Raw genomic sequence first — 18345 nt, forward strand, 5'->3', positions numbered from 1 at the left:
AGACGAAGACCATGACCGGCCTGACGCTGACCGTGTCCGACGAGGTACGCGCCCTCGCCCCCGGCTTCACCCCGCTCGTCGTGGAGGCCCGGGGCCTGGTGAACGGCCCCAGCAGCGAGGCGAGCGCCGCCCTGCTGGACGACGCGTCCCGCCGGCTCGCCGCCCGCCTCGGCGGACGCGCCCCGCACGAGGAACCGCACCTCGCCGCCTGGCGTGCCGCGTACACCGCCTTCGGGGCCAAGCCGTCCCGTACCCGCAACTCCGCTGAGGCGCTGGCCCGGCGCGCGCTGACCGACGCCGGGCTGCCGCGGATCAATCTCCTCGTCGACCTCTACAACGCCGTGAGCGTCGCGCATCTCGTGCCCGTCGGCGGCGAGGACACCGACCGGATCGCGGGCGCCATGCGGCTCGTACGGGCCACGGGCGAGGAGCCGTTCCTGACCGCCGCGGACGGGGCGAGCGCCGTCGAGCACCCCGAGCCCGGCGAGGTCGTCTGGCGCGACGACGAGGGCGTCACCTGCCGGCGCTGGAACTGGCGCCAGGGGGTACGCACCCGGCTGGCCGAGGAATCGGTGAACGCCGTCTTCCTGCTGGAGGGCCTCGCCCCCATGACCGCCCCCGAGCTCGACGCGGCGGGCGCGGAACTCGCCGAGAACCTGGCGAAGCTCAGCCCCGGGGCCCGGATCACGGTACGCGCCGCCCACTGACCCCGGGACGACGTACGGCGCCGAGCCCCCGAGACCCCAGCAGAGACGTTTCCTCGCTCGGCGCCGCTCAGCTCAGCTCGGCCGCGCGCGCCTCGGCCGGGGTCGGCGCCGTACCGCCCAGATGTGCCGGCACCCACCAGGTGTCGCTCGCGTCCTTGGGACGTACGGGATAGGCCCGCTGTGCCGCCTCCAGCAGCTCCTGCACCCGGTCGCGCAGCCGCCGCGTGATCGCGCCCGCGTACTGGTCCGCCGCCGCCTCGATCTGCTCGCCGACCCGGATCGTCACCGGGATGTGGCTGCGCTTGAAGTTGCGCGGCTTGCCCTTGGTCCACACCCGCTGGGTGCCCCACAGCGCCACCGGGACCAGCGGGACGCCCGCCTCCTGCGCCAGCCGCGCCGCACCCGACTTGAAGCTCTTGAGCGTGAAGGACTGGGAGATCGTCGCCTCGGGGAAGATCCCGATGATCTCGCCGGCGCGCAGCGAGTCGAGGGCGTGGGCGTATGCCTGCTCACCCTGCTTGCGGTCCACCGGGATGTGCTTCATGCCGCGCATCAGCGGGCCCGAGACCTTGTGCTTGAACACCGCGTCCTTGGCCATGAAGCGCACCAGCCGCTTCTGCGGGAGCGCCGCGAGACCCGTGAAGATGAAGTCCAGATAGCTGATGTGGTTGCTCACGAGCACGGCGCCACCGGTGCGCGGGATGTGCTCGGAGCCCTGCGTGTCGATCTTCAGGTCCAGCGCCTTGAACATCGTGCGAGCGGCGCCGATGACCGGCCGATAGACGAGCTCTGCCATCTGGGGAGGACCCTTCTGTTCCGGGGAGGGTTCTCCCGGCGGAAGTTACGCAGCCGTAGGTTTTCGGCATTGCGCCGATGTTGCCGTATCAGACGCCTGGTGGCCAGTCCTGGTGTATCCGCGGGGCGAGATTCTCGTCACGTCGCCGTGAACACCACCGTAGACGCCGGGCCCCCGGGCCGGCCAGGGAGAACGCGCGAGCGCCCCCGGGAGCGGACCTCGCCCCCGGAATATTTCCCGGCCACGCGGACGCTGCTCCCGGCGGTGACGGCGGTCGGGAGGGCGCGCCGCCGGGACGACGGGAGGCAGAAGGTGCGGACGGACGACAGGGGCGGTACGCCGCCTGCGGACGACGGCGACGACGGGGGCGCCCGGCGGCTCGGTGCGGCCGAGCTGGGCGCGGGGCTGGGGGAGCGGGCCACGCTCGTCCAGTTCTCCAGCGCGTTCTGCCAGCCCTGCCGGGCGACCCGGCGCACGCTCGCCGAGGTGGCGGAGATGGTCGAGGGGGTCGCCCATGTGGAGGTGGACGCCGAGGAACGGCTCGCGCTCGTACGGGAGCTGGGCATCGTCACGACCCCGACCGTGCTCGTCCTGGACGCCGATGGCCGGATCGTCCGCAGGGCCGCCGGGCAGCCCCGCAAGGTGGATGTGATCGCCGCGCTGGGCGCGGCCGTGTGACCCGGCACCGTACGCGGCGCTGTGACCCACGCACTTGACGGTGTGTACCGCCCGTGGTCACCCTGACGAAGTGCCCCAGGAACTCCTTCTCCACGGGCGGGCCGATGTCGACCTGGCCCGCAACGCGAGCGCGCGCTGTCCGGCTCTCTGAGCAGCCACGGACCCGTTCGTCACCCCTCGCAGAAGGATCTTGCCATGACGGCGACCCCTGACCTCGGCACGCACCGGCTTGCCTCCCCCGACCTGCTCCGCTCCGTCTTCCGGCAGCACGCCGCGGGCGTCGCGGTCATCACCGCGCGGGGCGAACACCCCGTCGGCTTCACCGCCACCTCGCTCAACTCGGTCGCCGCCGAGCCGCCGTTGGTCTCCTTCGGCGTCGGAGTCTCCTCGTCGAGCTGGCCGGTCATCGCCGAGGCGGAGCACGTCGGCGTCCACATACTCGGGGAGCACCAGGCCGGGCTGGCCGCGACGTTCGCGCGCAGCGGCGCCGACCGCTTCGCGCCGCCCACCGCCTGGCGGACCGGACCCGAGGGCGTGCCCCTGCTCGACGGCGTACTGGCCTGGCTGGTCTGCCGGGTCGTCGCCCGCGTCCCCGTCGCCGACCACCGGCTGGTCGTCGCCCAGGCCGTCGTCGGCGACCCCTCGGGGGCGGGCCGGCCGCTCCTCTACCACCAGGGTCGCTTCAACGCGCTGCGCGACTGAGAGTTCCCTGGCCCGGCCCCTGTCGTACGTTGGCCATGTCACAGTTCCAAGCGCTTGCTCAGCGGGCACGCTCTGGATGTACTGGTGAGTAATATTAACTCCGTGGCTCCGGTCCTCCCGACCGGAAACAGCCCGGCAGGGCGCCTATGCTGCGTGCAACAAGGCAGCCAGAAATGACGATGCGGTAGGAGAGCCGGCGTGAGCCTGAGGATCGTTGTCTGTGTGAAGTACGTGCCCGACGCCACCGGCGACCGGCACTTCGCCGATGACCTGACCGTCGACCGGGACGATGTGGACGGCCTGCTGTCGGAGCTGGACGAGTACGCGGTCGAGCAGGCCCTCCAGATCGCCGGGGAGTACGACGGGGACGGCGACGCGGAGATCACCGTACTGACCGTCGGCCCCGAGGACGCCAAGGACGCGCTGCGCAAGGCGCTCTCCATGGGCGCCGACAAGGCCGTCCACGTCGAGGACGACGACCTGCACGGCACCGACGCGCTCGGCACGTCCCTGGTGCTCGCCAAGGCCGTCGAGAAGGCCGGTTACGACCTGGTCGTCTGCGGCATGGCCTCCACCGACGGCACGATGGGCGTCCTGCCCGCGCTCCTCTCCGAGCGGCTCGGCGTCCCGCAGGTCACCCTGCTCTCCGAGGTCTCGGTCGAGGGCGGCACGGTCAAGGGCCGCCGCGACGGCGACACCGCGAGCGAACTGCTGGAGGCGTCCCTGCCGGCCGTCGTCTCGGTGACGGACCAGTCGGGCGAGGCGCGTTACCCCTCCTTCAAGGGCATCATGGCCGCCAAGAAGAAGCCGGTCACCTCCTGGGACCTGGAGGATCTGGAGATCGACGCCGACGAGGTCGGCCTCGAAGGCGCCTGGACCCTGGTCGACTCGGCGGACGAGCGCCCGGCCCGCACGGCGGGCACGATCGTCAAGGACGAGGGCGAGGGCGGCAAGCAGCTCGCGGCCTTCCTCGCGGAGCAGAAGTTCATCTGAGCCCCGGTCACCACCGCCTTCGGCGCCCCGGTCACCCGCCTTCGGGCCCCGCGGGCACCAGATCCTCACGACCCCTCGCATCCGCAGGAGTGCAATCCCATGGCTGAAGTTCTCGTCTATGTCGACCACGTGGACGGCGCCGTCCGCAAGCCCACCCTGGAGCTGCTGACGCTCGCCCGCCGGATCGGCGAGCCCGTCGCCGTCGCGCTCGGCGCCGGTGCCGAGGCCACCGCGCCCACGCTCGCCGAGCACGGCGCGGTGAAGGTACTCACCGCCGACGCCGCCGAGTTCACCGACTACCTCGTCGTACCGAAGGTCGACGCGGTGCAGGCCGCGTACGAGGCCGTCTCGCCCGCCGCCGTGCTCTTCCCGTCCTCCGCCGAGGCCAAGGAGATCGCGGCGCGCCTCGCGGTCCGTATCGGCTCCGGCATCATCACCGACGCCGTCGACCTGGAGGCCGACAGCAAGGGCCCGGTCGCCACGCAGTCGGCGTTCGCCGCCGCGTACTCCACCAGGTCCCGGGTCTCCAAGGGCACCCCGGTCATCACCGTGAAGCCCAACTCGGCCCCGGTCGAGGCCGCCCCGGCCGCGGGCACCGTCGAACCGCTCTCCGTGAGCTTCGGCGACGCCGCCACCGGGACGAAGGTCGTCTCCCGCACCCCGCGCGAGTCCACCGGCCGCCCGGAGCTGACCGAGGCCGCGATCGTGGTCTCCGGCGGCCGGGGCGTCAACGGCGCCGAGAACTTCGCGGTCATCGAAGCGCTCGCCGACTCGCTCGGCGCGGCCGTCGGCGCCTCGCGCGCCGCCGTGGACGCGGGCTGGTACCCGCACTCCAACCAGGTCGGCCAGACCGGCAAGTCGGTCTCGCCGCAGCTCTACATCGCCTCCGGGATCTCCGGCGCGATCCAGCACCGCGCCGGCATGCAGACGTCCAAGACCATCGTGGCCGTCAACAAGGACGCCGAGGCGCCGATCTTCGACCTGGTCGACTACGGCGTGGTCGGCGACCTCTTCGAGGTCGTCCCGCAGCTCACCGACGAGGTCAAGGCCCGCAAGGGCTGAACCGACCCCTCCGGTACGCCCCGGGGCCGCGCGGTGGACTCCACCGGGCGGCCCCGCGCCGTTTCCCGGCCGTGGTTCCGGGCCGCCATTGACGCGGCCGGGACCTGCGGCTTAACTTCCGGCAACGGATTGTTGATTCCGCAGGGCGGAAAAGAAGAAGGGTGCGGGAATGGGCCAGCACGAAAAGATCGCCACGAGCCTCCCGGCGGCGGTCACCGAGGCCGTCGGCGCCTCCCTCGCGGGCGTCGACGCCGAACTGGCCCGCCGCTACCCGGGCGACCCCGGCACCCGCCAGCCCGTCCACACCGTCTACGTGCCCGCCGACGCCTACACCGCGGGCACCGTCCGCTCCTGGGGCGACCAGGCGCTCGCCGCACTCGACGAACACGCCCCCGACGCAGCCTCGCTGGCCCGCGTCCTCGGCCTCTCCGACGAGCTGGCCGGTCCGGTGTACGAGCGTGTACGGGACAAGCTGGTCCGCGAGCCCGTCGAGGATCTGCGGATCGACTTCGAGGACGGCTACGGCCCCCGCCCGGACGCCGAGGAGGACGAGGCCGCGGCCCGCGCCGCCCGGCTCGTCCACGAGGCGTACGCCACCGGCACGGCGCCCCCGTACACGGGCATCCGCGTGAAGTGCCTGGAGGCGGCCGTACGCGAGCGTTCCATCCGGACCCTCGACATCTTCCTCAGCGGGCTCATGGCGGCGGGCGGCCTCCCGGACGGGCTGGTGCTGACGCTGCCCAAGGTGACGTACGTGGAGCAGGTCGCCGCGATGGCCCGGCTGGCCGGGGAGTTCGAGACGGCGCACGGTCTGGCGCCCGGCCGGATCGGCTTCGAGATCCAGATCGAGACCAGCCAGGCCATCCTGGCCGCCGACGGCACCGCCACCGTGGCCCGGATGATCGACGCGGCGGGCGGCCGGGCCACCGGACTGCACTACGGCACCTTCGACTACAGCGCCTGCGTCGGCGTCAGCGCCGCCCACCAGGCGAGCGACCACCCGGCCGCCGACCACGCCAAGGCCGTCATGCAGGTCGCCGCCGCCGGCACCGGCGTCCGGGTCAGCGACGGCTCCACCAACGTCCTCCCGGTCGGCCCGACCCCCCAGGTGCACGAGGCGTGGAGGCTGCACTACGGCCTCACGCGGCGCGCCCTCGCCCGCGCCTACTACCAGGGCTGGGACATGCACCCCGGCCATCTCCCGACCCGCTACGCCGCCGTGTACGCCTTCTACCGCGAGGGCCTGGAGCCCGCCGCCGCCCGGCTGGCCGCCTATGTCGCCAAGGCGGGCGGCGCCGTCATGGACGAGCCCGCCACCGCCAAGGCGCTCAGCGGCCATCTGCTGCGCGGGCTCGACTGCGGCGCCCTCGACCACGACGAGGTCACCCGGCTCACCGGGCTGACCCGCGCCGACCTGGAGGGCTTCACGCTCCCGAGGGACCGGGCCTGACCCCGTGACGGGTCAGCCGTCCGCCGGCGGCGGGATCTCCCCGGAGCCCCGGGCGATCAGCCGCGTCGCCAGGACCACCTGGGACGGCGCGTCGGCCGCGCCGTCCAGCCGGTGGAAGAGCCGCTCCGCCGCCGTACGGCCCAGGGTCGCCGCGTCCTGCGCGACGACCGTGAGCCCCGGGGCCAGCAGATCGGCCAGTTCGATGTCGTCGAAGCCGACCAGCGCGACCGGCCGGTGATGGGCCGCCAGGACCCGTACCACCGTCACCGTGACGCGGTTGTTGCCGGTGAAGATCGCCGTGACCGGCTCGGGGGCGGCGAGCATCGCGACGACCGCCTCCTGGACCCGGCGCGGCGCCGTCGTGCCGAGCGAGACCCAGCCGTCGTCGATCGCGAGACCGGCGTCCGCCATCGCGGTGCGGTAGCCGCGCAGCCGCTCGCCCGCCGTGTGGATCCCGGGCTGGTCGCCGATGAAACCGATCCGGCGATGGCCGTGCGCGATGAGGTGGGCGGTGCCCGAACGGGCACCGCCGAAGCTGTCGGAGAGCACCGCGTCCGCGTCGATCCGGCCCGCGGGCCGGTCCACGAAGACGGTGGCCACCCCGGCCTTTATCTCCGGCTCCAGATAGCGGTGGTCGTCCCCGGCGGGGATCACGATCAGCCCGTCCACCCGGCGCGCGCAGAGCGCCAGCACCAACTCCTGCTCGCGGTCCGGGTCCTCGGCGCTGGAGCCGTTGATCAGCAGCGCGCCGTGGGCGCGGGCCACCTCCTCGACGGCCCGGTTCAGCGGACCGTAGAACGGGTCCGCCAGATCCTCCAGGACCAGCCCGATGCTCGCCGTACGGCCCTTGCGCAGCACCCGCGCCGAATCGTTGCGGCGGAAACCCAGCGCGTCGATGGCCTCCTGCACCCGCCGCTCCGTGTCCGCCGTGACCCCGGGTTCGCTGTTGACCACCCGGGAGACCGTCTTGAGCCCCACGCCGGCCCGTGCGGCCACGTCCTTCATCGTGGGCCGGTTCCCGTAGCGGGGTTCTGTGCGGCGGGCGGTATCGGCCACAGTGCGCTGTCCTGTCGTCGTACGGTCGGCGGGTCGCCCCGGGGGCGCCGACGTGCGCCGACCGGGCCGTGCGGACGAGCATAGGCCCTGGACAACGTTGTCAGGGGAATGGAGACTGTTGGTCGACGCCGCGAACCCGTATCCGCTCCGCGCCGTCCCCACGGGGGACGCCTCATTCCCAGGAGATTCCACACCGATGCATACCGACTCCGTCGCCGCACTCGACATCGGCGGTACCAAGATCGCCGGGGCGTTGGTGGACGGCAGCGGCAGAATCCTCGTACGGGCACAGCGCCCGACCCCGGCGCGCGAGGACGGCGAGACGGTGATGCGCGCCGTCGAGGAGGTCCTGGCCGAGGTGGCCGCCTCGCCGCTCTGGGCGACGGCCACGGCGGTGGGCATCGGCAGCGCCGGCCCCGTGGACGCCTCCGCCGGGACGGTCAGCCCGGTCAATGTCGCGGGCTGGCGCGGATTCCCGCTGGTGGAACGGGTACGGGCGGCCACCGGCGGGCTGCCGGTGAAGCTGGTCGGGGACGGCGTCGCGATGACCGCGGCGGAACACTGGCAGGGCGCCGCCCGCGGCTACGACGACGCGCTGTGCATGGTGGTCTCCACCGGGGTCGGCGGAGGGCTGGTGCTGGGCGGGAAACTTCACCCCGGCCCCACCGGCAACGCGGGCCACATCGGCCACATCAGTGTGGATCTGGACGGCGACCTCTGCCCGTGCGGCGCGCGCGGCTGCGTGGAGCGGATCGCCAGCGGCCCCAACATCGCCCGCAGGGCGCTGGAGGGCGGCTGGCTGCCGGGCCCCGACGGCGACAGCTCGGCCGCGGCCGTGGCCGCCGCCGCACGGGCCGGCCACCCGGTCGCCATCGCCTCCTTCGAACGGGCCGCCCGGGCGCTGGCCGCCGGCATCGCAGCGACCGCCGCGCTCACCGAGATCCGGATCGCGGTCATCGGCGGGGGTGTCGCGGGCGCGGGCGAGGTCCTGTTCGCGCCGCTGCGCCGCTCGCTGCGGGAGTACGCGACGCTCTCGTTCGTCAGGCGGCTGACGGTGGCCCCGGCACTGACCGGGACGGACGCCGGCCTGGTGGGCGCCGCGGCGGCGGCCCTGCTCGGACAGCGGGACGACACGGCGGCGCCGGTGGGCGGCTGACGGAGCGGGGCGGGGGCGCTGACAGGCGCTGACGGCGCACCACGCGGCCCGATCCCCGGTTCCAGGACTCCGATCCCCGGTCTCCGGCCGTGGCGACCGGAGGCGCCGGTCAGTGGGTGGTCTGGCAGGCGAGACGTTGGCTGCCGCGGAACTGTACGCACAGCTCAGTACCGCTCCCGGTGTCCCCGGCCGGCCAGGTGTGCGTCAGCGCCTTGCCCGACCGCGTGGCCGTCGCCGTGTCCACGAGCCGCCCGTCCCGCAGCAGCGACACCGGGTGCGAGGCGAGATCGTCCGGCGGGTTGGTCCAGATCCCGGTGACGGAGTTCCTGGCGCCGCGCCCCTCCAGCCGGATGCAGATCTGCGGCCCCGAGAAGTGATGGGTGCAGGCGCTGCTGTCCGCCGCTGCGGGGGTGGCGGTCAGCGGCACGGCGATCCCCGCCAGGGCCAGGGACAGGGCGAGGAACAGGGCGTCGGCGCGTACGGCCGGTGTTCTGGGCATCTCGGGCTCTCCACGTCGTACGGTTCGCGGGGCTGGGGCGCCGGCGGGGCTCAGGAGGCGGGGTCGGGCGCCTGCTGCTGCGGTACGACGACCAGGAAGACGTCGGAGTCGAGATCCATCACGACCTCGGCCGGAGTCCCCTCGTCCCGCCGCGCCCGCGCGAACTCCTCCGCCGGCCAACTCCCGCGCGGCCCGCCCGCGGGAAACTTCTCCAGTACCGTGCGGCGCATCCCGTACCCCCTTGTGACATCGAGCGTTCCAACGACGCGCCAGGGGTTTCTGTTACGGCCCGGCGTTCATCAGGCACGTGCGCTGTCGGGCAACGAGGTGTCGGGCAACGAGGTTTCGGCTGCTTTCGGCCGTGGGGGCACCCGACGGGTGCTGACCTCTCCCGAGCCCGGATCACTGGCGAAGCCGAGAACGGTACTCGCTCGGGGCCGTGCCCCGGGCACGTCTGAAGGCACGGCTGAAAGCGTGCGGGGAGCCGTATCCGACCGCGCCGGAGATCGACTCGACCGGCTCGTCGGTGTCGCGGAGCCGGACGGACGCCAGGTCGATGCGCCACTGCGTCACGTACGCGCCCGGCGTCTGTCCGAGGGCGGACCGGAAACGCCTGGACAGCGTCGCCCGGGAGACGCTCGTCGCGGCGGCCAGGGTCTCCGTGGTCCAGGGGTGTTCCGGTTGGGCGTGGACACATGCCAGAGCGGCGCGTACGACCGGATCACGCATGGCTCCCAGCCATGAGCCGGACCGCTCCTGCGGGTGGCGGGCCAGCCAGGCGCGTACGAACTGGACGAGCAGAAGGTCGACGATGCTGTTGATGGCGGCGGTGGTGCCGATCTGCGGCTGCGCGAGCTCGGCGGCGAGAAGTTCGACGGCCCTTCTGAGCTGCGCGTTCTCCTGGGCTGTGACGTGCATCGGCCGAGCGAGGGAGGTAAGCACCGGTGTGCGCACCTCCGGGTCCTGCTCATAGTGCAGGACGATCACTTCCGTCTGTACCGGCGCCGAGCCCAGCCGCAGGGCCCGGCCGTCGCCGAAGGCTCGGGCCGCCGCCTCACGGTCGCAGGAACCCATCGTCACGTCGGCGCCGCCGGCTATCCCGTGTGCGGTGCCCGGCGACACCAGGACGGCGTCTCCGGCCTGCACCTGAAGCGGTTTCTCGCCTGGGACGTGGAGCCACATGGTGCCGCGGGACACCACGTGCAGTGCCGCTCCTGGAGAGGAGTCCAGCCGCAGGCCCCAGGTTCCTCCGGCCTTCAGCATGACCCCGAGCGCCCCACGCGCACCCGAAACACGCAAGACCTCCGCCAGCACATCCATGGGTCCATTCTCGTCCACCACGGCGAACCGCCCACCGGCGGGCGAGGTGCGTGTGTCCTCGTCCACAGCGTCAGGCCACGTCAAGAATGACCTTTCCGTGCACCTTCCGCGCGAACAGCGCCCGGACGGCGTCGTCCACGTCCTGCCAGTCGCCTCGCAGTCCGACCGGTGCCGAGAGCTTTCCGGCGGCCATGAGGCCCAGCAGGTCCGTCAGTTCCCCGCCGGTCGGCGTCATGTCGCCGTAGGTGGCGATGGTGCGGGGCTCACCGAAGCCGAACAAGGCCCCTGGCGGGAAGGTGGTCTCCTGCCCCGAGGAGTAACCGACCAGGTGGATGGTGCCGCCCTCGGCGAGGGAACTCCACGCCTGGGCCACCAGCGGCCCGCCGACCGTGTCCAGGACGAGGTCGAACCGGTCCCCGGTCTCGGCCAGGTCGGTCAGGACCTGGTCGGCGCCGAGTTCACGGAGCCCGGCGGTCCGCTCCGGCGAACCGACGAGTGCCGTCACCCGGGCGCCCGCCAGCGCCGCCAGTTGGACGGCGAAGTGCCCCACGCCCCCGCTGGCGCCGGTGATCAGAACGTCGCGCGCCAGCAGGGAACGCTTGCGCAGCACCCGGAACGGGGTGACTCCGGCGATCCCCAGCGCGGCGGCGTCGGCCAGGTCCACGCCCTCGGGGACGGTGCCGAGCGAGGCGGGGCTGACCGCCACCCGCTCCGCCCACGCGTGGGGAGCCATTCCCACCGCGACGCGGGTACCTTCGGGCGGCCCCGAGCCGTCGGATGCGGCGCGCACCACGACGCCCGCCGCGTCGTGACCGTGCACGGCGCCGGCCGGCCACTGGTCCACGTAGTTCAGCTCTCCGAAGTTGAGACCGATGTGCCGTATCTCCACCAGCGCCTCACCGGTGGACGGTACGGGCTCATCGACATCGGCGAACCGGACGGGTCCGGCCTCACTGTGATCGACCACAAGGGCGCGCATAAGGGGTGTGCTTCCTTCTCTCGTGGGTGCGCCTGAACACTTGGCGCGGCAGCAGATCGAGTGCGCGAATGCCGCACTGCCGCCTTCTGGAAACCCTACGCAGGACCGGGACAGCGACCAGACCCGTGAGAATCAATCAGTTGACGATCTGTGTCAGCGTGGCTCGCGGCGCGTCGAGCCCTGCGCCCATCCTGTGGCTGACGCTGTGACGGGCGGACACGCCCGGCACCGCGTGAACCGCGTCCACAAGAACCGGCGGACACATCGACCGGAGCGGCGCTCTGATCCCGCGCGGGTTTCCGTGGCAGGGTGTTGCGGGCAGTCCACTGGGGGCTTTCGCGACACGCCCAGGCCCTACGGAAGAGGGGGAACCGTGATCGTCTGGATCAACGGTGCGTTCGGAGCGGGCAAGACCAGTACCGCACGCGAACTGATCGACCTGATCCCGCACTGCACGCTCTACGACCCCGGGCTGATCGGCGGGGAACTGGAACGGCTGCTGCCGCAGAAGAAGCTCGCGGAGGTGAGTGACTTCCAGGACCTGCCGATCTGGCGGCGGCTGGTGGTCGACACGGCGGCGGCCCTGCTGGCCGAGGTGGGCGGGGCGCTCGTCGTCCCCATGACCCTGCTGCGCCAGGAGTACCGGGACGAGATCTTCGGCGGGCTCGCCGCGCGCCGCATTCCCGTACGGCACGTGCTGCTGTCGACGGATGAAACGATCCTGCGCGGGCGTATCGCGGCACGTGAGGACGCCGCCGACGATCCCGAGACGAACGAGCGCAACCGCCGCTGGGCCTACGAGCACATCGAGCCCTACCGGACGGCGCTGGGCTGGCTGACCGGGGACGCCCACGTCATCGACAACACCGTGCTGACGGCGCGGCAGACCGCCGAGTCGCTGGCCGAGGCGGTACGGGACGGTGCGGCGGGGGTCTGCGAGATCGTCCAGACACCCGAACCGACCGCCGAGACCGTCGCGGCCGGGGTGCTCCTCTTCGACGAGCAGGACCGGGTGCTGCTCGTCGACCCCACGTACAAGCCGGGCTGGGAGTTCCCCGGCGGCGTGGTCGAACGGGGCGAGGCGCCCGCCCGCGCCGGGATACGGGAGGTCGCCGAGGAGATAGGCATCGAACTCACCGAGGTGCCCAAGCTGCTGGTGGTCGACTGGGAGCCGCCGCGCCCCCCGGGGTACGGAGGGCTGCGGCTGCTCTTCGACGGCGGCAGGCTGGCCGCCGAGGAGGCCGGAAGGCTGCTGCTGCCGGGACCGGAGCTACGGGGCTGGCGCTTCGTCGACGAGGAGGAGGCGGCGCGGCTGCTCCCGCCCGTCCGCTGCGCGCGGCTGCGCTGGGCGCTGCGCGCCAGGGAGCGCGGGACGGTCCTCAACCTGGAGGACGGAGTCCCGGTCGGCTGACCCGCCGGCGCCCCGGCTCCTGGTGTCCCGGCTCCCTGGCCTCCCGGTGCGGCTCAGGCGCGCCGGGAAGCGGCGTAGTTGACCAGGAAGTGCGCCTCGGCCACGGACAGGCGCTCCAGCTCGTCCGGGGAGACGCTCTCGTTCACCGCGTGGATCTGCGCCTCCGGCTCGCTCAGCCCGATCAGCAGGATCTCCGCCTTCGGGTAGAGCGCGGCCAGGGTGTTGCAGAGCGGGATGGACCCGCCCTGGCCCGCGATCTGCATGTCCTGGCCCGGGTACGCGACCCGCATGGCGTCGGCCATCGCCGCGTACGCCGGGCTGGAGGTGTCCGCGCGGAACGGCTGCCCCTGGCCGACCTGTTCCACCGCGACCCGCGCGCCCCACGGGGTACGGGCCTCCAGGTGCGCCCTCAGCAGCTCGGTGGCCGCCGCGGCGTCCTGCCCCGGCGGTACGCGCAGGCTGACCGTGGCCCGCGCGTGCGCCTGGACGGACGGCGTGGCGCCCACGACCGGCGGGCAGTCGATGCCGAGGACGGTCACGGCGGGGCGCGCCCAGATCCGGTCGGCGACCGAGCCCGCGCCGATCAGCCCGACCCCGTCGAGCACCTTGGCGTCCTTGCGGAAGTCGGCCTCCGCGTACTCCAGCCCCTCCCAGACCGCGTCGGCGGCCAGCCCGTCCACCGTGGTGGACCCGTCCTCGGCGCGCAGCGAGTCCAGGACCCGGATGAGAGCGGCGAGCGCGTCCGGCGCCGCGCCGCCGAACTGCCCCGAGTGCAGGTTGCCTTCGAGGGTGTCGACCGCCACGCGCAGCATCGTCATACCGCGCAGCGTGGCCGTCACCGTGGGCAGACCGACCCGGAAGTTCCCGGCGTCGCCGATGACGACGGTGTCGGCGGCCAGCAGTTCGGGGTGCTCCTCGGCGTACCGCTCCAGACCGCCGGTGCCCTGCTCCTCCGAACCCTCCACGATCACCTTGACGTTCACCGGCACGCCGCCGTTCGCCTTCAGCGCGCGCAGGGCGAGCAGATGCATCAGCACGCCGCCCTTGCAGTCGGCGGCGCCGCGCCCGTACCAGCGTCCCGCGCGCTCCGTCAGCTCGAACGGCGGGGTCAGCCAGGCGTCCTCGTCGCCCACCGGCTGCACGTCGTAGTGGGCGTACAGCAGCACCGTCGGCGCGCCCTCGGGGCCGGGGAGCAGACCGTACACGGACTGGGTCCCGTCAGGGGTTTCGAGGACCGCGACATCCTGGAAGCCCTCGGTGCGCAGCGCCTCGGCCACCCAGTCGGCGGCGGCCTCGCACTCGCTCCGCGGCGAGACCGCCGGGTCCGCCACCGAGCGGAAGGCCACCAGTTCCGCGAGCTCCGTACGGGCACGGGGCATGAGGGACGCCACGGTCCCGGCAATCGGATTCGCGGTCATGGGCACGCTCCTGGTGGGTACATCGTTGTCTCAGTCGGATGTATGTCGAGCTATGTCTGCGGTGTCGAGGGGTCTTGTCGATCCTCCCACAACGGGCCGGGCGCGCCAGCGCCGTAGGATGCCGTTCGACAGCAGGGGCCACCGGTCGGATCAGGAGCAGAAGCACATCGTGAGCAGCGAGAACGCAGACGCCGGAAGCGTGCACGACGAGCCGGTGTGGGATGTCGTCGTGGTGGGCGCAGGACCGGCGGGAGCCTCCGCGGCGTACGCGGCGGCGGTCGCGGGCCGTCGGGTGCTGCTGCTGGAGAAGGCCGAGTTGCCGCGCTACAAGACCTGCGGGGGCGGGATCATCGGTCCCTCGCGGGACTCGCTGCCGCCCGGCTTCGACCTGCCGTTCAAGGAGCGCGTGCACGCGGTGACGTTCTCCCTGAACGGGAAGCTGACCCGCACCCGCCGCTCCAAGCGCATGCTCTTCGGGCTCATCAACCGCCCGGAGTTCGACGCGAGTCTGGTGGAGCACGCCGAGAAGGCCGGGGCGGTCCTGCGTACCGGCGTGACCGTGTCCCGCGTCGAACAGCACGGCCCGGCCGTGCCGGACCGCCGTACGGTCGCGGTCGTCCTGTCGGACGGGGAGACGGTGCTGGCGCGGTCCGTGGTCGGCGCCGACGGCAGCGCCAGCCGTATAGGCGCCCATGTCGGCGTGAAGATGGACCAGGTGGACCTGGGCCTGGAGGCGGAGATCCCGGTACCGCCCACGGTCGCCGAGGACTGGGCGGGACGGGTGCTCATCGACTGGGGCCCGCTGCCCGGGAGTTACGGGTGGGTCTTCCCCAAGGGCGACACCCTCACCGTCGGGGTGATCTCGGCGCGCGGCGAGGGGTCAGCCACCAAGCGCTATCTGGAGGACTTCATCGCCCGGCTCGGGCTCGCCGGGTTCGAACCGTCGGTCTCCTCCGGCCATCTCACCCGCTGCCGCAGCGAGGACTCGCCGCTGTCCCGGGGCCGGGTGCTGGTCTGCGGCGACGCGGCGGGGCTGCTGGAGCCGTGGACGAGGGAGGGCATCTCCTTCGCGCTGCGGTCCGGTCGGCTCGCGGGGGAGTGGGCGGTACGGATCGCCGAGGCGCACGACGCCGTGGACGCCCGCCGTCAGGCGCTGAACTACGCCTTCGCGATCAAGGCGGGCCTCGGCGTGGAGATGGGGGTCGGGCGGCGGATGCTCGCGATCTTCGAGCGCAGGCCGGGGGTGCTGCACGCGGCGATCACGGGTCTGCGCCCGGCGTGGAACGCGTTCGCGGACATCACCCGCGGTTCGACGACCCTGGCGGGCATCGTACGGACGCGTCCGCTGGCCCGGCGCGCCCTGGACGTGCTGGACCGCCGGCAGACGTCCGGTCAGCCGGAGCCGGCCGCGCGCGAGGAGGGCGCTCCGGCGGAGAGCGACCCGACGGGCGTCCCGGAGACCGGCGCGCGGGAGTGACAGACGTACGGGAGTCAGACGTACGGGAGTGACGGCCGTACGGGAGTGACGGATTCGTCGGGGCGTGACGGGCGTACGAGGTCGGTCCCGTGGGGCAGTGACGGCGTAGGGGAGTGACCTCGCACCCCGCTGGGGGGCATGCGGATCCGCATGCCCCCAGAGCCGCGTCAGGTCGACTTCCGGCCGTCGAGTGTCTCGCGCAGGATGTCCGCGTGCCCGGCGTGCTGGGCGGTCTCGGCGATGAGGTGCGCCAGCACCCGGCGCACGCTGTACGTCCCTCCCTGTTCGTTCCAGGGGGCCTCCGGCAGCGGGTGCGTCGCGGACAGGTCGGGCACGGAGGCGATGATCTCCTCGGTGCGGGCGGCGACCCGCTCGTAACGCGCGACGATCCCGGCCAGCGTGTCGCCGGGCAGCATCCGGAAGTTGTTCCCGTGGTCGATCACCCACTGCGGGATCTCGCGAGCGGTACCGGCCTCGATGTCGGCCCAGGTGACACCGTCGGGCAGGTCGTAGCGGAGCGCCGACGGGCCATCGACGACGAAGCGTGTCCATCCGTCCTCGATGGCCGCGGCATGTTTGACCAGCCCGCCCAGGCTCAGCGCGCTGACCGTCGGGCGCACGCCCGCGCGTTCGTCGTCGAGCCCGCGTGTCGTGTGGATCAGGGAGCTTCGCGCGGTCGCGAGCGCGGCGAGCAGGTCGGCCCGCTCGGCGTCGAGGATCGAGGGGGGTGCGGTGGTGGTCATGGCGTTCGGACCTTTCGCGTCGTTCTCGTTGTCCTGCACGAGAGGACAGTCGCAGGAGAAGCGGCCAGGGTGTGGCCGCTTCTCCGGGCAGGATGGAGCCATGCAGAAGACCTCTGCGCGACTGCTGTCCTTGCTCTCGCTCCTCCAGGCACGCCGGGACTGGCCGGGGGCGCTCCTGGCCGAGCGGCTGGACGCCAGTCCGCGCACCGTGCGCCGCGACATCGACCGCCTGCGCGAACTCGGCTACCCCATCGTGGCCTTCAAGGGGCCCGACGGCGGGTACCGGCTCGACGCCGGCTCGGAACTGCCCCCGCTGCTCTTCGACGACGAGCAGGCCGTGGCCCTCGCCGTCGCACTCCAGGTCGCCGCCACCACCGGCGCCGGCATCGGGGAGGCCGCGGCCCGCGCGCTGAACACCGTCCGCCGGGTCATGCCGGCCCGGCTGCGCCACCGCATCGACATCCTTCAGGTCACCGCCGTCGAGCGGCCCGCGAACCGGTCGGCCCCCCAGGCCGACAGCGGCGTGCTCATGGCGCTCAGCGCCGCCGTCCACGCCCGCGAGGTGCTGCGCTTCGACTACGTCCCCGTAACCCGGCAGGAAGGCCCCGACGACGGCCCCGAACCCCCTCCGCGCCGGGCGCAGCCCCACCACCTCGTCACCTGGAGCGGGCGCTGGTACCTCGTCGCCTGGGACCTCGACCGCGAGGACTGGCGCACCTTCCGCGCGGACCGGATCACCCCGCGTACCCCCACGGGACCCCGTTTCACCCCGCGCGAGGTCCCCGGGGGCGACGTGGCGGCCTTCGTCGCCGGCCGGTTCCAGAGCTCCGACGGCTCGGGGGAGTGGCCCTGCCGCGGCGAGGTGATCCTCGATCTGCCCGCCGCCCATGTGTCCCGCCACACCTACGACGGGCTCGTCGAGGAACTCGGCCCTGACCGCTGCCGGCTGGTCATGGGCTCGTGGTCCTGGCCCGGTCTGGCCGCCACCATCGGCAGGTTCGACGCCGGCATCGAGGTCGTCGGGCCGGCCGAGCTCAAGGACGCCTTCGCGTATCTGGCCCGCCGCTACGCCGACGCCGCGACCCGGTCCGACTCGTCGTGACCGGGTCCGACTCGTCGTGCCCGCCTACGCGTCGGGGTGGGTACGACCGGCCAGACCCGGCCGGGGCGCGGTCCCGTCCGGGGTCCCCGGGGTGAAGCGCCACAGGACCTGGACGACACGCGCCACGAAGGCGAGACACCCGGCGACCCCGCCGATCCGCAGACCGGCCGCCGACAGGTCCAGAGACCACGCGGTCCCGGCGACGAGCCCGAACACCAGCGCCGCCGCGAAGGCCCCCGTCACGACCGCGAAGGCGATCTCGACAGTGACAGCGTCCCGTTCGGCCCCGCTCCGTGTCCCCATGGCCCGAGTCTGACCGAGGCGCCGCCGTGGTGCAAGGAGCGTCCCGGGACGCCGGTGGTGGCGCCGGACGGCGGAGGTCACGCCTCGCGGGGGTGCCCGGTCGCGGTGGTCGGGCGGTGACGCAGCAGCCGTACGAAGGCGCCTATGGCGACCGCCTGGACGAGGACGGAGACGATCAGCGCCGGGTAGAGGAACCCGGCGGAGGAGGCGAAGCCCTCCCCGACGGCCCCGCCGCCTATGAGGAAGACGAAGACGGTCGGTGCCGCGAGGGAGAACAGCCACACCCCGGCGAACGAGGCGTCCTCGTGGTGCACGAAGAGGGTGTCGACCGTGACGAACACCGTCGCGGCGGCGACGAGGGCGAGATAGACCTGGGAGGCACGGTTCTTGAAGGCGAGTCGGGCGAGTCCGGTCAGCCGTTCTGAATTCATCATGTTCTCCCTGGAGTTCATGGCTCTTTCCCTTGAAGTGGAGTGCTCGTGCGACGCGGGGT

General features: G+C 72.9%; 20 protein-coding genes. 10 read left to right on the forward strand and 10 right to left on the reverse strand.

Annotated features, from left to right (window positions below):
• Positions 1 to 11 precede the first annotated feature (11 nt).
• Entirely contained in the window at positions 12 to 707 is a 696-nt protein-coding gene (locus tag ACIO3P_RS25085; RefSeq protein WP_401852381.1) for a B3/4 domain-containing protein, read from the forward strand.
• A gap of 67 nt (positions 708 to 774) precedes the next feature.
• On the opposite strand, the gene ACIO3P_RS25090 is transcribed toward ACIO3P_RS25085, so the two are convergent.
• On the reverse strand, positions 775 to 1503 hold the full coding sequence (locus ACIO3P_RS25090) for a lysophospholipid acyltransferase family protein (RefSeq protein ID WP_329825684.1): 729 nt from the start codon (positions 1501 to 1503) through the stop codon (positions 775 to 777).
• Between the two features lie 312 nt (positions 1504 to 1815).
• On the opposite strand from ACIO3P_RS25090, the gene ACIO3P_RS25095 reads away from it, so the two are divergent.
• The 5 genes from ACIO3P_RS25095 (at position 1816) to ACIO3P_RS25115 (ending at position 6388) form a co-directional block, all read left to right on the forward strand.
• Positions 1816 to 2181, forward strand: a complete 366-nt coding sequence (locus ACIO3P_RS25095) for a TlpA family protein disulfide reductase (protein ID WP_401852382.1) — start codon at positions 1816 to 1818, stop codon at positions 2179 to 2181.
• 195 nt (positions 2182 to 2376) lie between these two features.
• The gene (locus ACIO3P_RS25100; RefSeq protein ID WP_401852384.1) at positions 2377 to 2883 is read left to right on the forward strand and encodes a flavin reductase family protein; all 507 of its coding nucleotides are present in this window, start codon (positions 2377 to 2379) and stop codon (positions 2881 to 2883) included.
• A gap of 198 nt (positions 2884 to 3081) precedes the next feature.
• Entirely contained in the window at positions 3082 to 3876 is a 795-nt protein-coding gene (locus tag ACIO3P_RS25105) for an electron transfer flavoprotein subunit beta/FixA family protein (RefSeq protein ID WP_329825687.1), read from the forward strand.
• Positions 3877 to 3975: 99 nt separating this feature from the next.
• The gene (locus ACIO3P_RS25110; protein ID WP_401852386.1) at positions 3976 to 4938 is read left to right on the forward strand and encodes an electron transfer flavoprotein subunit alpha/FixB family protein; all 963 of its coding nucleotides are present in this window, start codon (positions 3976 to 3978) and stop codon (positions 4936 to 4938) included.
• 169 nt (positions 4939 to 5107) lie between these two features.
• Positions 5108 to 6388: a DUF6986 family protein gene (locus ACIO3P_RS25115; RefSeq protein ID WP_401790288.1), complete on the forward strand. Its 1281-nt coding sequence runs from the start codon at positions 5108 to 5110 to the stop codon at positions 6386 to 6388.
• A gap of 12 nt (positions 6389 to 6400) precedes the next feature.
• Here the strand turns inward: ACIO3P_RS25115 and ACIO3P_RS25120 are convergent, their stop codons facing one another.
• Positions 6401 to 7444, reverse strand: coding sequence for a LacI family DNA-binding transcriptional regulator (locus tag ACIO3P_RS25120; RefSeq protein WP_401790290.1), 1044 nt, complete (start codon positions 7442 to 7444; stop codon positions 6401 to 6403).
• Positions 7445 to 7640: 196 nt separating this feature from the next.
• Here ACIO3P_RS25120 and ACIO3P_RS25125 point away from each other — a divergent pair, with 196 nt between their 5' ends.
• Positions 7641 to 8600: an ROK family protein gene (locus ACIO3P_RS25125; RefSeq protein WP_329825691.1), complete on the forward strand. Its 960-nt coding sequence runs from the start codon at positions 7641 to 7643 to the stop codon at positions 8598 to 8600.
• A gap of 109 nt (positions 8601 to 8709) precedes the next feature.
• On the opposite strand, the gene ACIO3P_RS25130 is transcribed toward ACIO3P_RS25125, so the two are convergent.
• From ACIO3P_RS25130 to ACIO3P_RS25145, 4 genes are all read right to left on the reverse strand, one after another.
• Positions 8710 to 9099: a hypothetical protein gene (locus tag ACIO3P_RS25130; protein ID WP_329825692.1), complete on the reverse strand. Its 390-nt coding sequence runs from the start codon at positions 9097 to 9099 to the stop codon at positions 8710 to 8712.
• Positions 9100 to 9149: 50 nt separating this feature from the next.
• Positions 9150 to 9329 carry a hypothetical protein gene (locus ACIO3P_RS25135; RefSeq protein WP_329825693.1) on the reverse strand — a complete coding sequence of 60 codons (180 nt, stop codon included), beginning with the start codon at positions 9327 to 9329 and terminating at the stop codon, positions 9150 to 9152.
• A 172-nt stretch (positions 9330 to 9501) separates the two neighbouring features.
• Complete coding sequence (locus tag ACIO3P_RS25140) at positions 9502 to 10419, reverse strand: cupin domain-containing protein (protein ID WP_401852390.1); 918 nt, start codon at positions 10417 to 10419, stop codon at positions 9502 to 9504.
• 70 nt (positions 10420 to 10489) lie between these two features.
• Positions 10490 to 11398, reverse strand: a complete 909-nt coding sequence (locus ACIO3P_RS25145; RefSeq protein ID WP_329825695.1) for a zinc-binding dehydrogenase — start codon at positions 11396 to 11398, stop codon at positions 10490 to 10492.
• A 373-nt stretch (positions 11399 to 11771) separates the two neighbouring features.
• Between ACIO3P_RS25145 and ACIO3P_RS25150 the strand changes: the two genes are divergently transcribed.
• A complete protein-coding gene (locus ACIO3P_RS25150; RefSeq protein ID WP_329825696.1) occupies positions 11772 to 12809 on the forward strand; it encodes an NUDIX domain-containing protein in 1038 nt (345 codons plus the stop codon).
• A 53-nt stretch (positions 12810 to 12862) separates the two neighbouring features.
• Here ACIO3P_RS25150 and ACIO3P_RS25155 read toward each other — a convergent pair whose 3' ends face one another.
• Positions 12863 to 14227 (reverse strand): dipeptidase, encoded by a 1365-nt coding sequence (locus ACIO3P_RS25155; protein ID WP_401790297.1) that lies wholly within the window; start codon positions 14225 to 14227, stop codon positions 12863 to 12865.
• Between the two features lie 169 nt (positions 14228 to 14396).
• On the opposite strand from ACIO3P_RS25155, the gene ACIO3P_RS25160 reads away from it, so the two are divergent.
• Entirely contained in the window at positions 14397 to 15704 is a 1308-nt protein-coding gene (locus ACIO3P_RS25160; RefSeq protein WP_329825699.1) for a geranylgeranyl reductase family protein, read from the forward strand.
• A gap of 167 nt (positions 15705 to 15871) precedes the next feature.
• Here the strand turns inward: ACIO3P_RS25160 and ACIO3P_RS25165 are convergent, their stop codons facing one another.
• A complete protein-coding gene (locus ACIO3P_RS25165) occupies positions 15872 to 16447 on the reverse strand; it encodes a DinB family protein (RefSeq protein ID WP_401852393.1) in 576 nt (191 codons plus the stop codon).
• Between the two features lie 100 nt (positions 16448 to 16547).
• Between ACIO3P_RS25165 and ACIO3P_RS25170 the strand changes: the two genes are divergently transcribed.
• Entirely contained in the window at positions 16548 to 17549 is a 1002-nt protein-coding gene (locus ACIO3P_RS25170; RefSeq protein ID WP_401852394.1) for a helix-turn-helix transcriptional regulator, read from the forward strand.
• Between the two features lie 24 nt (positions 17550 to 17573).
• Here the strand turns inward: ACIO3P_RS25170 and ACIO3P_RS25175 are convergent, their stop codons facing one another.
• On the reverse strand, positions 17574 to 17852 hold the full coding sequence (locus ACIO3P_RS25175; protein WP_401852397.1) for a DUF6332 family protein: 279 nt from the start codon (positions 17850 to 17852) through the stop codon (positions 17574 to 17576).
• Positions 17853 to 17929: 77 nt separating this feature from the next.
• Entirely contained in the window at positions 17930 to 18304 is a 375-nt protein-coding gene (locus ACIO3P_RS25180) for an SCO4225 family membrane protein (RefSeq protein ID WP_401852398.1), read from the reverse strand.
• Positions 18305 to 18345: the final 41 nt, after the last annotated feature.

Source organism: Streptomyces sp. NPDC087310 (genome assembly GCF_044744405.1).
Taxonomy (GTDB): domain Bacteria; phylum Actinomycetota; class Actinomycetes; order Streptomycetales; family Streptomycetaceae; genus Streptomyces.

Coding starts and splice junctions, on each gene's coding strand:
- ACIO3P_RS25145 (WP_329825695.1), bottom strand. CDS start 11,398: ATGCGCGCCCTTGTGGTCGATCACAGTGAGGCCGGACCCGTCCGGTTC.
- ACIO3P_RS25175 (WP_401852397.1), bottom strand. CDS start 17,852: ATGGGGACACGGAGCGGGGCCGAACGGGACGCTGTCACTGTCGAGATC.
- ACIO3P_RS25140 (WP_401852390.1), bottom strand. CDS start 10,419: ATGGATGTGCTGGCGGAGGTCTTGCGTGTTTCGGGTGCGCGTGGGGCG.
- ACIO3P_RS25130 (WP_329825692.1), bottom strand. CDS start 9,099: ATGCCCAGAACACCGGCCGTACGCGCCGACGCCCTGTTCCTCGCCCTG.
- ACIO3P_RS25155 (WP_401790297.1), bottom strand. CDS start 14,227: ATGACCGCGAATCCGATTGCCGGGACCGTGGCGTCCCTCATGCCCCGT.
- ACIO3P_RS25135 (WP_329825693.1), bottom strand. CDS start 9,329: ATGCGCCGCACGGTACTGGAGAAGTTTCCCGCGGGCGGGCCGCGCGGG.
- ACIO3P_RS25085 (WP_401852381.1), top strand. CDS start 12: ATGACCGGCCTGACGCTGACCGTGTCCGACGAGGTACGCGCCCTCGCC.
- ACIO3P_RS25165 (WP_401852393.1), bottom strand. CDS start 16,447: ATGACCACCACCGCACCCCCCTCGATCCTCGACGCCGAGCGGGCCGAC.
- ACIO3P_RS25090 (WP_329825684.1), bottom strand. CDS start 1,503: ATGGCAGAGCTCGTCTATCGGCCGGTCATCGGCGCCGCTCGCACGATG.
- ACIO3P_RS25110 (WP_401852386.1), top strand. CDS start 3,976: ATGGCTGAAGTTCTCGTCTATGTCGACCACGTGGACGGCGCCGTCCGC.
- ACIO3P_RS25170 (WP_401852394.1), top strand. CDS start 16,548: ATGCAGAAGACCTCTGCGCGACTGCTGTCCTTGCTCTCGCTCCTCCAG.
- ACIO3P_RS25100 (WP_401852384.1), top strand. CDS start 2,377: ATGACGGCGACCCCTGACCTCGGCACGCACCGGCTTGCCTCCCCCGAC.
- ACIO3P_RS25180 (WP_401852398.1), bottom strand. CDS start 18,304: ATGAACTCCAGGGAGAACATGATGAATTCAGAACGGCTGACCGGACTC.
- ACIO3P_RS25115 (WP_401790288.1), top strand. CDS start 5,108: ATGGGCCAGCACGAAAAGATCGCCACGAGCCTCCCGGCGGCGGTCACC.
- ACIO3P_RS25125 (WP_329825691.1), top strand. CDS start 7,641: ATGCATACCGACTCCGTCGCCGCACTCGACATCGGCGGTACCAAGATC.